Source organism: Paenibacillus sp. FSL E2-8871, assembly GCF_038000345.1.
In the GTDB taxonomy this organism is placed as follows: Bacteria; Bacillota; Bacilli; order Paenibacillales; family Paenibacillaceae; genus Paenibacillus_AQ.
In genome coordinates this window covers 4,631,885-4,646,435 of record NZ_JBBOBV010000001.1, presented here as the reverse complement: position 1 = coordinate 4,646,435, position 14,551 = coordinate 4,631,885, and the positions used below count along the sequence as shown (strand labels likewise).

Genomic DNA, 14,551 nt, shown 5'->3' with positions numbered 1-14,551 from the left:
TGCAGAAGACGATTCTCCATAGAAAGGAGGTGATCCAGCCGCACCTTCCGATACGGCTACCTTGTTACGACTTCACCCCAATCATCTACCCCACCTTCGGCGGCTGGCTCCCTTGCGGGTTACCCCACCGACTTCGGGTGTTGTAAACTCTCGTGGTGTGACGGGCGGTGTGTACAAGACCCGGGAACGTATTCACCGCGGCATGCTGATCCGCGATTACTAGCAATTCCGACTTCATGCAGGCGAGTTGCAGCCTGCAATCCGAACTGAGACCGGCTTTGATGGGATTGGCTTCACCTCGCGGTTTCGCTTCCCGTTGTACCGGCCATTGTAGTACGTGTGTAGCCCAGGTCATAAGGGGCATGATGATTTGACGTCATCCCCACCTTCCTCCGGTTTGTCACCGGCAGTCACTCTAGAGTGCCCAACATTACTTGCTGGCAACTAAAGTTAAGGGTTGCGCTCGTTGCGGGACTTAACCCAACATCTCACGACACGAGCTGACGACAACCATGCACCACCTGTCTCCTCTGTCCCGAAGGCCGCCACTATCTCTAGTGGATTCAGAGGGATGTCAAGACCTGGTAAGGTTCTTCGCGTTGCTTCGAATTAAACCACATACTCCACTGCTTGTGCGGGTCCCCGTCAATTCCTTTGAGTTTCAGTCTTGCGACCGTACTCCCCAGGCGGAGTGCTTACTGTGTTAACTTCGGCACCAAGGGTATCGAAACCCCTAACACCTAGCACTCATCGTTTACGGCGTGGACTACCAGGGTATCTAATCCTGTTTGCTCCCCACGCTTTCGCGCCTCAGCGTCAGTTACAGCCCAGAAAGTCGCCTTCGCCACTGGTGTTCCTCCACATATCTACGCATTTCACCGCTACACGTGGAATTCCACTTTCCTCTTCTGTACTCAAGTCACCCAGTTTCCAGTGCGACCTCAGGTTGAGCCCAAGGTTTAAACACCAGACTTAAATGACCGCCTGCGCGCGCTTTACGCCCAATAATTCCGGACAACGCTTGCCCCCTACGTATTACCGCGGCTGCTGGCACGTAGTTAGCCGGGGCTTTCTTCTCAGGTACCGTCACTCCGATAGCAGTTACTCTACCGGACGTTCTTCCCTGGCAACAGAGCTTTACGATCCGAAAACCTTCATCACTCACGCGGCGTTGCTCCGTCAGACTTTCGTCCATTGCGGAAGATTCCCTACTGCTGCCTCCCGTAGGAGTCTGGGCCGTGTCTCAGTCCCAGTGTGGCCGTTCACCCTCTCAGGTCGGCTACGCATCGTCGCCTTGGTGGGCCGTTACCCCACCAACTAGCTAATGCGCCGCAGGCCCATCCCTCAGTGACAGATTGCTCCGTCTTTCATTCTTCCTTCAGGAGAAAAAAGAAATTATCCGGTATTAGCTACCGTTTCCGGTAGTTATCCCAGTCTAAGGGGCAGGTTGCCTACGTGTTACTCACCCGTCCGCCGCTAAGTTATTTTGAAAGCAAGCTTTCAAAATAACTCCGCTCGACTTGCATGTATTAGGCACGCCGCCAGCGTTCGTCCTGAGCCAGGATCAAACTCTCCAATTAGTATTGAAAAGAGCGATATGCTCATTTTGAAACATCTGACGAGAAAATTAATTCTCACGATGAAATTTCAAAAGCGTAAAATACGCTGTGAAACTCATCAGTTTTGGATTTCACTTTCGTGATTTCCTACTCACTCGTTGTTCAGTTTTCAAAGATCAAGTTCTCGTTGGCGCCGTTTAATGTCTCAGCAGCAACTCTTATACTATATCATGTTCAGCCGTTTAATGTCAAGCTCTTTTTTTAACTTCTTTTTCGAGCTCGGCATGTGTATTTCTTGGCCGGACTTAGAATATATCATGTATAGAGATTCATTGCAACACTTTTTTTAATATAATCTATAAATAAGAGACTGTGCTATCAATCACCCTTAATATATTGGTATATACCTGTTAGCACAGTCTCAGTTATGGAGTCTCTTGATACTTCCTTCTCTAAGCAATGATCTCCTGAATATACAAATCTCGCTCCAACATTAGGTTAACAATCGTACCCTCTACCTTAATCATAGGACGTGTTGGATTAGCACGGTCAGTAAATATGATCTCTCCATGACGTCCATCGCTCAGACGTATTCTGGTTCCATTAAACAAATCGGTACTCTTCTGTATAAAGGTCTGTACAACGACTGGGTCGAGCTTACCGAAGCTTTCTGTCATTATCTGCTCTAACACTAAATAAGGAGACTGTGCTTTTCTATAGGCCCTTTCTAGGGTCATAGCATGGAATATATCTGCTACCGCAACTACTTTAGCGTAAAAATGAATCTGGCTACCTTCTAGCTTAAGTGGGTAACCAGACCCGTCGACCTTCTCATGATGCTGCAATGCTGTTAGTCTTACCCCTTCATTAATCGCTGTAACATTACGCAACAATTGATAGCCATATGTAGTATGTCTGCGAACCTCTTCTATTTCAGCACTATTAAGTGACTCCGGTTTATGTAAAAGAGAACTATCTACTTTTGCGTTTCCAATGTCATGTAGTAATCCGGCAAAAGCGATCTGCATCCAATCCTTTTGCGGATACCCGCACCACTGAGCGATCTTATATGATGTTAACGCGGACAGCACGGCATTGTGATAGTTGTAATCCTCGTCTTTTAGCGTACGTGGAGAAAACTTCAACACATGATAATCCTTCAAATGACTAATTAGTAACTCTAATTGACTCCGCAACTCAAAAATAGGAAGTGAGGCTGCCGTTACCGAACGATAGCTAGTCCTAATAAGCCCGATCATTTTTTCATATTCATCATGTAGTGGGGAATTGTTCTTGATCAGCATCGATTCATTTATAATCGCTCCAGCTTTAAGTGCTGTCTGCTTGGCGTTTTTTTTGACAGCATCAGAGTTGGCCTCTCCCTGAACACCTTCGATCTCCACTTGCCCAACCAAAAAAGCTTCTAAAATTTCTAGATCACGGGGGAGTAGTATCTTTCCCTTGGTGAACAAAATTCCCCCCAAAGGTGTAATTACATCTTTGGTTATTTTTGAGCCCGCTTTAACTTCTCCAGCCAATACACTTGGCATATACTCAGCCCCTTAATTTCTATAACAATAAGCTCAGGATTACCGAAATCTAATATGACAGATAATTTCTGAGAAAATAGTACTTTATATACTGATTTATACTCTATCGGCTAATTATAGTACGGATAAAAGGAAGCGACTAGTGAAATGAAAACTATTCTTATAAAATTTCTCATTAAATTTCATTAAATAACTAGCTATTAATTAATCACAGCAAAAAGAGCAAGGGTCTCTGTAATAGAAGCCCTTGCTCTTTATTGAATATTACTTACTCTAAGTTATCTTCTTGATCCTCAGCGATTGTTTCCGGTTGATCAATATCACCAGATTCATCTACTGTTACTTGTTCCTCGAGGCCTTCCATATCTTCAGACAATTCGTCCTCTTCGTTCTTATCTGCTCTGCACAGAGTAGCCACTGCATCATCCTCGCGGATGTTAATTAGCTTAACCCCTTGCGCATAACGACCCATAGTAGAGATTCCATCCATGCTGGTACGAATCAAGGTACCGCTTGTAGTAATGATCATTAAGTCTTCATCGTTCTTAACGACTTTTAGACCAACTACAGGGCCATTCTTCTCAGTGAGATTAATGGTCTTGATTCCTTTACCACCACGAGTCTGAGAACGATAGTCACCGGCTGGTGTCCGTTTACCATAACCCTTGCTAGTAACAATCAGAACCTCAAGCTCCTTATCGACACAATCCATACCGATGACATGGTCATTACTATCAAGCGTAATGCCCTTCACGCCTGTCGCGCTACGACCCATAGAACGAACATCATTCTCTGAGAACGTAATCGACATTCCGCGAGCTGTACCGATAATAAGATTTTGCTGTCCATCTGTCAGCTTAACCTCAATTAGAGAATCCTCTTCACGAAGGTTAATAGCGATAAGTCCGCCTTTGCGGATGTTATTGTAATCCTCAAGTGGCGTCTTCTTCACGATACCTTCGCGGGTAGCAAAGAACAAGTACTTGTCACTATCGGTCTCTTCCACTTGGATTACAGCACTAATCTTCTCACCTTGTTCAATTTGAATCAGGTTGATGATTGGTGTCCCACGTGCAGTACGTCCCAGCTCTGGGATCTCATAAGCTTTAATCCGGTACACCTTACCCTTATCGGTAAAGAACATCAGATAGTTATGAGAGTTACTCACGAAGAGATGCTCCACAAAGTCCTGATCCTTGGTGTCCATCCCCATGACTCCGCGCCCTCCACGCTTCTGACTGCGGTAGGTGCTGACAGGTAGACGTTTGATGTATCCCGTATGTGTAATAGTGATAACAACCTCTTCACGCGGAATAAGGTCTTCATCCAGGATACTTTCTTCACCAACGGTAATCTCTGTCCGGCGTTCATCAGAATATCTATCACGAATATCCTGCAGCTCGTTACTAATGATTTCCAGTACAAGATGCTCATTCGCCAAAATTTCACGGTACTCTGCAATTTTAGCTAGCAATTCGTTATATTCATTCTCGATCTTTTCTCTTTCCAGACCGGTCAGACGCTGCATCCGCATGTCGAGGATCGCTTGAGCCTGCTCTACACTGAGGCTAAAGGTGCTCATTAATCCCTCGCGGGCTATATCCGTTGTCCGAGAAGCGCGAATTAACGCAATCACTTCATCCAGATGATCCAGCGCAATACGCAGACCTTCTAAGATATGAGCGCGTGCTTCAGCTTTTTTAAGATCAAATATAGTACGACGACGAATAACTTCAATCTGGTGCTGCAAATAATGATAGAGCACATCACGCAGATTAAGAATTTTCGGCTCGTTGTTCACGATGGCCAGCATGTTAATACCAAATGTAGATTGCATAGAAGTATGTTTATATAGATTGTTCAACACAACATTTGGATTCACATCACGTCTCATCTCAACAACTACACGCATACCGTTACGGTCAGACTCATCTCGAAGATCCGTTATACCCTCGATCCGTTTCTCACGCACTAATTCTGCGATTTTCTCAACCAGTCTTGCCTTGTTCACCTGATACGGCAGCTCATGTACAATGATGCGAGCCTTACCGTTATTCTCTTCAATCGTTGCCTTTGCACGCATGGTCACTGAACCACGCCCCGTACGATAAGCCTGACGAATACCCTCACGACCCAAAATATATCCAGCCGTTGGGAAATCTGGGCCTTGGATATACTCCATCAATTCCATAGGGGTGATATCAGGATTCTTAATCATCGCCTGCACACCATCGATAACTTCACCTAGGTTATGCGGTGGAATATTAGTAGCCATACCTACAGCTATACCAGATACCCCATTAACGAGCAGGTTCGGATAGCGAGCTGGTAATACAACTGGCTCATTCTCTTCACCATCATAGTTGGGTGCGAAATCAACTGTTTCTTTGTTCAAATCACGAAGCATTTCGCCTGCAATCTTGGAAAGACGGGCTTCTGTATAACGCATCGCTGCAGCCATATCACCATCAATCGAACCAAAGTTCCCGTGACCGTCCACAAGCATATAGCGCATAGAGAAATCCTGAGCCATCCGTACCATTGTTTCATAGACGGCTGAGTCACCGTGAGGGTGGTACTTACCGATAACCTCACCGACGATTCTTGCCGATTTCTTATGAGGCTTATCCGCAGACATTCCAAGTTCCGACATCGCAAACAAAATGCGTCGGTGAACCGGCTTGAGTCCGTCCCGCACATCTGGCAAAGCCCGGCTAACAATGATGCTCATTGCGTAGTCCATAAAGGATTCACGCATTTCCACGCCAATGTCCCGATCTTTGACTTGTGGGTTATTTTGTTCAGCCATGAGTTGCTGGACCTCCTTCAGTTAAAAAACCGCTACCCTTAATTATATTACTTTCACAAAAGTAGCACAATTAAACATGATAGCCTTTTATCTTCTAATATTGATTTCTTTTGCGCTGATTAGGGTATTCGCCCTTTCCGCAAATGTCTTTAGTACATAGACTGTAAAGACAAGAAACACGGTTTTATTATCCTAGTATCGTTCGATAAGGCATAACCCCATATCCTTATATTATACCATTGTTTAGGTAGCTTGTCCTGATTTTCACCTGCCAAAGATTATGCTTCCACAGCAAGTTTTGTACAAGGGAATTCAAAAGAGCAAATGCTGCACAAAATTGTTAAGGAGGAAGATAATGAAGATTCAACGAGTCCCAAGTAAATGGGCTAAAACAAAAGTTATCCTTCAAAATCAATCTCTATCTCTATATGTGCCTGATACTCGTAAATATGATTTAAATGTTCTTAAAGAAATGCTTGCGTTATATGCTATGGTCTATATAAAACCTGATCGCGGAAGCTTTGGTATTGGTGTAATGAGAGCTGAGCAGCGTACGGTGATTTTAAGTCCTAGCCAGCAGAAGACTGAAATGAATGTCACCGCCAATAACGAGGAGAGAGAACAGCAAGAAGCACAGGTCCTATATATTTTAAGATATGCAAAGACGGCAGAAGTTTTCTTCTCCCCCGAAGAGCTGCATGAGGCCTTACAGAAACGAATTCAGAACCGTACCTACCTCGTCCAAAAAGGAATTGATCTCCTGCGTCATCAAGATCGTCCCTTCGACCTTCGAGTTCTTGCCCAAAAGACTCCATCAGGTGCATGGGAAACAACAGGAATGCTCGGAAGAGTAGCTGCCCCTCAGAAAATCGTCACCAATTATCATAGTGGAGGTAGTATTCTGTCAGTAAATACATTATTAAAAAATCATATGAACCCTTCTGAAACACTCTCCACGATTAATCAATTAAAATCTTTAGGCGTACAAATTGCAGGCCAATTGGAAACCACCTATCCAGGAATTAAAGAAATTGGTCTGGATATTGCCATGGATCAGCATATGGATATGTGGCTGCTTGAGGTCAACACGCTTCCATCCATTGTTGTTTTCAAGTTATTTCCTGATAAATCTATCTATCGTAGAATACACCGCTATGCTGTAGCATATGGACGTGTAAAAGCTAGAAAATCCCCATATACTACCCGCAATAGGCAATATACTAAAGCCTAAAAAATCAGCTCTGAAACCAAAAAAACCTCCAGCATTCTCATTCCGTTAGGAACAGAAGCCGGAGGTTTTATTAAAATATAAGAAAGTATAAGTTTTACACCATACTATATGTCTTATATTTCTCGTTAAAAAGCTTATCGTCCTTATAAGGACGTCGAAAGCGTTTATGCTTGAATGTAATTCTTACACATCAAGGTATCTGACGCTCTTCGCATGCTCATGGATAAAGTCACGTCTTGGTTCAACATTATCGCCCATCAGCGTATCAAAGATACTATCAGCAAGCATCGCATCTTCAATCGTTACTTGTAGCATCATACGAGCCTCAGGATCCATCGTCGTGTCCCACAGCTGGGTAGCATTCATTTCACCCAAACCTTTGTAGCGCTGAACATTGACCTTAACATTCTCACCAAAAGAGGCGATAATCTCATCACGTTCCTTCTCGCTACCTGCATAACGGATCACTTTGTTGCGTTCTATCTTGAACAATGGCGGTTGTGCGATATAGATATAACCTGCATCTACTAGCTTCCGCATGTAACGGTAGAAGAATGTTAACAACAGAGTTCTAATATGAGCTCCATCGACGTCGGCATCCGTCATAATAACGACTTTATGGTAACGAGCCTTCGATAGATCAAAATCATCACTGATTCCTGTACCAAGAGCAGTAATAATAGCCCGGATCTCGGCGTTGGATAAAATACGGTCTAAGCGTGCCTTTTCTACGTTTAGAATCTTACCACGCAGCGGTAGAATCGCTTGGAAATGACGATCCCGGCCCTGCTTGGCCGATCCACCCGCAGAGTCACCTTCGACGATATACAGTTCGCTGATAGACGCATCCTTGGATGAACAGTCCGCAAGTTTACCAGGTAGTGCACTGACTTCAAGCGCACTCTTACGGCGGGTTAACTCACGAGCCTTACGAGCGGCTTCTCGTGCACGTGAAGCTGAAAGCGACTTCTCAAGGACACGGCGTGATACTGCCGGGTTCTCTTCCAGGAATTCCTGCAATTTCTCTCCGAACAGTGATTCTACTATTCCACGGACTTCACTATTTCCGAGCTTAGTCTTCGTTTGACCTTCGAACTGAGGCTCTGGAATTTTGACAGAAATAATGGCTGTCAATCCTTCACGCACGTCGTCGCCAGTCAGATTTGAATTACCATCCTTCAGCACACCCGCTTTTCGGGCGTAATCGTTGATAATACGTGTTAGAGCACTTTTGAAGCCGGATTCATGCGTTCCGCCCTCATGGGTATTAATATTATTCGCAAAAGAGTAGATGTTCTCTGTATACGAATCATTATATTGGAGAGCTACTTCAACCTGAATCATATCCCGTGAACCTTCCACGTAGATTGGTTCCTCGTGCAGCGCTTCTTTTTTCTCATTCAGATATTTCACATATTCAACGATACCACCCTCATATTTGAACACGTTGGTGACATCGGTCCGCTCATCATGCAGTGAAAGCTCAATTCCTTTGTTAAGAAAAGCTAGCTCCCGAATACGAGTAAGCAGTGTCGCATATTCAAAGACCGTGGTTTCAGTAAAGATTTCAGGGTCCGGATGAAAAGTTGTAGTCGTACCTGTCTCTTCCGTATCTCCAACAACTTTGATCTCATACTGTGGTGCACCACGTCTGTATTCCTGCTGATAAATATGCCCATCACGCTTAACATTAACAACAACCTTCTCAGACAAGGCATTTACTACGGAGATACCCACACCGTGTAAGCCGCCTGATACTTTATATCCGCCGCCGCCGAACTTACCGCCTGCATGCAGTACTGTCATTACAACTTCAAGCGTCGACTTTTTAAGTTTTTCATTTTCACCTACAGGTATGCCACGTCCATTATCGATAACAGTAATCCCGTTATCCTCATGAATAATCACTTGAATCCGGTCACAATAACCTGCTAGGGCTTCATCGATACTATTATCTACGACCTCCCACACCAAGTGATGGAGACCTTTAGAACTAGTGGAACCAATATACATGCCCGGACGTTTCCGGACAGCTTCTAGCCCTTCCAGTACCTGAATCTGGCTCTCATCATATGTCGGTTGATTCATTGACATGCCTTCACCTACTTCTTTCAGATTATCTCTTTGTTACTAAACGCAAGTTATATTTCGAGCAAAATTTTGGCTCTTTTTTTAAGAGTGGAGGAGGAAATGGGGGAGTAATACACGATATTTTTAGTTACGACAATAGATTTTGCTTCCTCTTCACCAATCCGCTCAAGCTTCTTGTCCTGCTCAGAGTGAATGACGAATTGCTTAGACACCTTGGAAGATTTCTCAATCGAAATATCAAATATTGCAATTAACTCCGAAGAGCGAATAATCTTCTCCCCGCCCAAATGAATATACATGATCTTCCTCCGCTCTTTATAACTCCACTTTTCCATCATGAACATGATATAGGCTGGCGCCCTTTAATTTATCGGCATTCAGACCCTCAATCCCGGTAGCGGTAATGAATGTCTGTACCTTGCTTTGAAAGGTTTCAATAAGCTGGGTCTGTCGGTAAGGATCAAGCTCGGATAAAACATCATCAAGAAGCAGCACAGGATATTCTCCGATTTCTTCATGGATCAGCTCGATTTCCGCCAGCTTGAGCGATAAAGCCGTTGTACGCTGCTGTCCCTGAGAACCGTAGACCTGAGCTTCCCTTCCGTTGATAAAAAAGGACAGGTCATCCCGATGGGGACCCGTCAGCGTCATACCGCGCCTGATTTCTTGTTCTCTCGTTTGTGATAACTTTAACATAAAATTGTCTAATAAGACAGCTTCATCTTCCTCATCCCGATCGCCGAAAGAGGGGACATAGAGCAATTTCAGTTCTTCTCCGCCGTTCGTAATCCCCCGGTGTATGCTTTCAGCCCATATTTGCAGCTTCTTTATGAATTGTTTCCTTTTTTTGACGATTTTAACACCATGCTCCACAAGTTGAGCATCCCAAATTTCCAAAAGGTCTTTTCCCGCTGCCTCTTTCCCCCACAACTGCTTCAGCAAATTGCCTCTTTGTAAGAGAATTTTTTGATACTGCTGGAGGTGAAATAGATAACTGGGCTGGACTTGGCCAATCTCCATATCGAGAAAACGCCGTCTGATGCCAGGTGTGCCTTTGACTATCTCTAAATCTTCCGGTGCAAACATGACCACATTGAGTGATCCCACAAACTCACTAAGACGTCGCTGTTCTAAACCGTTAATCTTAGCTTTTTTACCTTTGGCAGATAGGGTGAGCTCTAGCTTGAGATCGCCGTACTTACGTTCTACCTCGGCAATGATCTGAGCAGCGTCTCCAGGGGCATCAAATGAGATAAGTTCGCGATCCTTCGAGGTGCGGTGGCTTTTGGTCATCGCCAGGACGAACAATGCCTCCATGAGGTTTGTTTTGCCTTGGGCGTTCTGACCCAGAATCAGATTCACATCGCCCAAGCTCTCCAGACGCAGCAGCCCGTAATTCCGATAATGCTGCAGACCGATATTTTTAACAAACACGAAATGGTTCCTCCCCTAGCCTACTCCTCTTTGACTCCTCCGCCTTCAACCTGAAATGTGCCGTTATCCTGCACTTCAATTTGATCACCCGGATAAAGTTTTCTTCCGCGCCGTTCCTCTACTTCTCCGTTAACAAGTACATGTCCTTCTTGCAGCAAAGCTTTAGCCATTCCACCTGTGGATACACAATCAGAAAGTTTCAGGAATTGATCCAGCTTAATATATCCACTGTGGATAAGTATTTTTTTCATGGTTTTTATCCTTTCAGCCACTTATCCACATGTTCATGAATGTTGGCATTAATTTGTTGTACGGTAAGGCAAAATAATATACAAGCTATTGGTTTGATCGAGTGGCTTCAAAATGATCGGACTCATCATTCCTGTAAATGCTATTACAAGCTGCTCACTCTCAATAACTTTTAAGACATCGAGCATATATTTGGAGTTGAAAGATATTTTGAGCGGTTCACCTTTGAAATCAATGACTTCAAGTTCTTCACGAACTTTACCAAGCTCAGAAGAGCTAGAAGAAATTTCAATACCACCTTGCTCGAGCGTCTGCATGCGCACAATATTGGTTTTTTCTTCACGGGACAGCAAATAAGCGCGATCAATCGATTCGCTTAATTTTTTTGTGTCCAAAGTTAGTTCTGTTTTGTAGGTTGTTGGAATAATTCTAGAAGTATCCGGATAAATTCCATCAAGGATCCGTGAATAGAACAGTACTTTGTCGATTTTAAAGAGAACTTGATTGTCCGCAACCACAATATCAACGAGCATATTTTGATCAGGAATAATTTTGCTTAGCTCATTAAGGGTTTTACCGGCGATTACAATATTTGCAAATTGGACATTCTCCGTACCTTCTAGTCTTGCTGCTCTTGTAGCTAAGCGGTGACGGTCTGTCGCTGTAAACTTAAACTCATTATCAGCCAGATTCCACAGTATACCTGTTAAAATCGGAGTTGTCTCTTGGGTAGAAATAGAAAAAGCGGTTTGTTTAATCATATTTTTCAGCAAATCACCTGGCAGGGAGATAGTATCGTTCTCCTCAATACTCGGTAGCACCGGGAATTCTTCAGGGTCTAAACCTACGATCTGAATCTCAGTGGATCCAGAAGAAATATACGTTTGGAATCCTTCTTTAACTTCCATGTGAATCTCTTTGGAGGGCAGCTTCTTAATAATTTCGACGAAAAATTTAGCGGGAAGAACAACACTTCCTGGCTGATCTATCTTCACGATCGTATGGCTGTCATTCTCTGCTGGAATAAACGATTGAATCGAAATATCGGTGTCGCTTGCAGTTAATGTGACGCCTTGATGGCTAACTTCCAGCTTAATACCGGTCAGAATAGGGATGGTTGTTCTACTGGATATAGCTTTGGATACGTGTTGAATGGATTCGTTGAGTTCATTTTTAAGAATGCTTATTTTCATGATTTCACTCCTAGCTGAAAAATTGGGAATTTCGTTGTATTGGTATCTCTTTATTACGCGTCTTTACATGATGAATTATTATAGTTATTTAATAGTATTAGTAGTAGGGGCGTCTAATATGTGGATAACCCTATCAAATAGCATAAAATTAAGCCTACCCACATGTGTATAGATTGTGTATAGGCTCTTTGTTCCTCTTAGGAAGGATTTTTAATTTTCTCCGCAAGATTATTTACCACTTTGTACAACTCCTGATCGACCTTTAATGACTGTGTAATTTTATCATGCGCATGAATTACGGTCGTATGGTCACGTCCTCCGAATGCCTCACCAATCTTAGGGAGCGAATAATCGGTTAGTTCACGGGAGAGATACATTGCGATTTGACGTGGAAAAGCTACGGCTTTCGTACGTTTTCGCGCTTTGAAGTCTTCAAGGCGTAAATTGTAGTATTCACCGACTTTTTGCTGAATATCAGCGATGGTAATCATCTTAGGCCGGCTGGAAGGAATAATATCCTTGAGTGCTTCAGCTGCCAAATGAGTGGTTACATCCTGGTTAGTTAGCGATGAGTAAGCAACAACCCGGATTAATGCACCCTCCAGCTCACGAATATTGGTGTCAATCTGGTTAGCAATATACATCATGGCCTCATTAGGGATATCAAGGTTCTCTGCCTTCGCCTTTTTGCGCAAAATCGCAATTCGGGTTTCTAGATCGGGTGGTTGAATATCCGTAATCAAGCCCCACTCGAACCGGGAACGTAGCCGTTCTTCCAGTGTGGGAATTTCCTTTGGCGGTCGGTCGCTGGAGATGATAATTTGCTTGCGTTCTTCGTGGAGCGCATTGAACGTATGAAAAAACTCCTCCTGCGTGGACTCTTTTCCAGCGAGGAATTGAATATCGTCAATAAGCAAAATGTCAACGTTACGATACTTATTGCGGAAGCTTTCACCGCGGTTATCACGGATTGAATTGATAAATTCATTCGTGAATTTCTCTGATGAGATGTAAATAACCTTGTTATTCGGGTTATGTTCTAGAACATAGTGCCCAATGGCATGCATTAAATGGGTTTTGCCCAGACCTACACCACCATATAAAAACAAGGGATTGTATGCTTTGGCCGGCGCTTCGGCTACTGCCAGTGAGGCTGCATGCGCAAAACGGTTGCCGGAGCCGATTACAAAAGTGTCAAAAGTGTACTTGGGATTGAGTAGATGCGTTTGCGCTTCTTCTCGTGATACTACGGGAGTGGGAGCGGATTGTTGAACCACAAGCTCAGGCGGCTTGCTTTCTTCAATCACGAATTTTACATCCACTTGTTTCCCAGTGACTTCGTAGACCGTTGCTCCTACTAGTTTGGTGTAGCGACTTTCCAGCCATTCTACTGCGAACGTTGTAGGTGCCGAGATAATGAGAACCTGGGAGTTGAAGGTTATCGCTTTAGTAGCCTTAAACCAGGTATCAAAGCTCGGCTTGCTTAATTTGGTTTGAATAATCGATAAAATTTGCTGCCATAATTCGGAAGTATGGCTGTCCACAGACTGTCACTCCTTTAAATCTTCCAAATGTGGCATCAGCCATGAAGTGGAAATGTCGAAGAAAATAGGTTGGTGCTGATATTTATCCCCAGTAGGCAATATGAAGAGACAAAAAAATATGGATAAATTTGATTTGTTCACAACTTTATCCACAGCTTGTTGATAATTAAGAGAACAAACAAATCTATTCACATTCAAAAGTAATACCATCATAGCAAAACGCCCCTTATTTTTCAATGAGCAGGGCTATTTTATCCACAAATTCAAGCACTTGTGTACAATTATTAGGAACACCACTACATATTGTTGATAATTTGTTTACGGTTCGACACTTTACGCCAAAGCTTCGATAATTTTATACACAGGTTGTGCTCATCTGTGAGTAGTCGACTTTATTTTTTGATCACAGGTGGATAACTGTCATATCTTGTGGATTACTTTTTTTCTAATGGGAGTTGTGGATAAGCGGCTTGAATTAGAGGGAGGGTCTGGAGCCAGCAGTAGGTTGACTTTTGCGCATAAAATATGTTTAAATATATAAAGGTGTTTTCTGTAAGGATATGTCTCGATAATTAAATGATGATTCATGTAGATACTGTCCCTACTATAAGGACGGCTTAGACCGTTTCTGCTTATATGACAGTAATTAAGTTCCTGTAAGGGAGGTGCAATTATGAGACCGACATTTAGACCAAATGTGAGCAAACGCAAGAAGGTTCACGGTTTCCGTAAAAGAATGAGCACGAAAAACGGCCGTAAAGTGCTGGCAGCTCGCCGCTTGAAAGGCAGAAAAGTTTTGAGTGCGTAAGTTAGGCCACTAAGGGACCACTCCGGTGGTCTTTTTTTACTGCTTTTTATTATTATTTGCTCTGCAAACGACTAGGATCTCGC

10 protein-coding genes and 1 rRNA gene are annotated in these 14,551 nt (G+C 43.5%); 2 read left to right on the top strand and 9 right to left on the bottom strand.

Translation table 11 applies throughout. The features are described 5' to 3' along the window. Positions 1-22 precede the first annotated feature (22 nt). From NYE25_RS21085 to gyrA, 3 genes are all read right to left on the bottom strand, one after another. Positions 23-1,580, bottom strand: a 16S ribosomal RNA gene (locus NYE25_RS21085). Positions 1,581-2,011: 431 nt separating this feature from the next. Then, the gene (locus NYE25_RS21080; protein WP_341146787.1) at positions 2,012-3,109 is read right to left on the bottom strand and encodes an HD-GYP domain-containing protein; all 1,098 of its coding nucleotides are present in this window, start codon (positions 3,107-3,109) and stop codon (positions 2,012-2,014) included. A gap of 268 nt (positions 3,110-3,377) precedes the next feature. Continuing rightward, a complete protein-coding gene (gene gyrA / locus NYE25_RS21075; protein ID WP_042183783.1) occupies positions 3,378-5,918 on the bottom strand; it encodes a DNA gyrase subunit A in 2,541 nt (846 codons plus the stop codon). Between the two features lie 355 nt (positions 5,919-6,273). Between gyrA and NYE25_RS21070 the strand changes: the two genes are divergently transcribed. Beyond that, a complete protein-coding gene (locus tag NYE25_RS21070; RefSeq protein WP_341126515.1) occupies positions 6,274-7,149 on the top strand; it encodes a YheC/YheD family protein in 876 nt (291 codons plus the stop codon). Positions 7,150-7,332: 183 nt separating this feature from the next. Here the strand turns inward: NYE25_RS21070 and gyrB are convergent, their stop codons facing one another. The 6 genes from gyrB to dnaA all read right to left on the bottom strand — a co-directional run bounded on the left by gyrB (position 7,333) and on the right by dnaA (position 13,660). Continuing rightward, positions 7,333-9,243, bottom strand: coding sequence for a DNA topoisomerase (ATP-hydrolyzing) subunit B (gene gyrB, locus NYE25_RS21065; protein WP_042183779.1), 1,911 nt, complete (start codon positions 9,241-9,243; stop codon positions 7,333-7,335). A 47-nt stretch (positions 9,244-9,290) separates the two neighbouring features. Further along, positions 9,291-9,539, bottom strand: coding sequence for an extracellular matrix regulator RemB (gene remB, locus NYE25_RS21060; RefSeq protein ID WP_036677731.1), 249 nt, complete (start codon positions 9,537-9,539; stop codon positions 9,291-9,293). Between the two features lie 16 nt (positions 9,540-9,555). Continuing rightward, positions 9,556-10,674 carry a DNA replication/repair protein RecF gene (gene recF, locus NYE25_RS21055; protein ID WP_042123050.1) on the bottom strand — a complete coding sequence of 373 codons (1,119 nt, stop codon included), beginning with the start codon at positions 10,672-10,674 and terminating at the stop codon, positions 9,556-9,558. A 20-nt stretch (positions 10,675-10,694) separates the two neighbouring features. After that, positions 10,695-10,925 carry a S4 domain-containing protein YaaA gene (gene yaaA / locus NYE25_RS21050; protein ID WP_042123047.1) on the bottom strand — a complete coding sequence of 77 codons (231 nt, stop codon included), beginning with the start codon at positions 10,923-10,925 and terminating at the stop codon, positions 10,695-10,697. A gap of 48 nt (positions 10,926-10,973) precedes the next feature. Then, positions 10,974-12,116, bottom strand: coding sequence for a DNA polymerase III subunit beta (gene dnaN / locus NYE25_RS21045; protein ID WP_042123045.1), 1,143 nt, complete (start codon positions 12,114-12,116; stop codon positions 10,974-10,976). Positions 12,117-12,313: 197 nt separating this feature from the next. Continuing rightward, complete coding sequence (gene dnaA, locus NYE25_RS21040; RefSeq protein WP_042183777.1) at positions 12,314-13,660, bottom strand: chromosomal replication initiator protein DnaA; 1,347 nt, start codon at positions 13,658-13,660, stop codon at positions 12,314-12,316. 673 nt (positions 13,661-14,333) lie between these two features. Here dnaA and rpmH point away from each other — a divergent pair. Next, the gene (gene rpmH, locus NYE25_RS21035) at positions 14,334-14,468 is read left to right on the top strand and encodes a 50S ribosomal protein L34 (protein WP_039295761.1); all 135 of its coding nucleotides are present in this window, start codon (positions 14,334-14,336) and stop codon (positions 14,466-14,468) included. Positions 14,469-14,551: the final 83 nt, after the last annotated feature.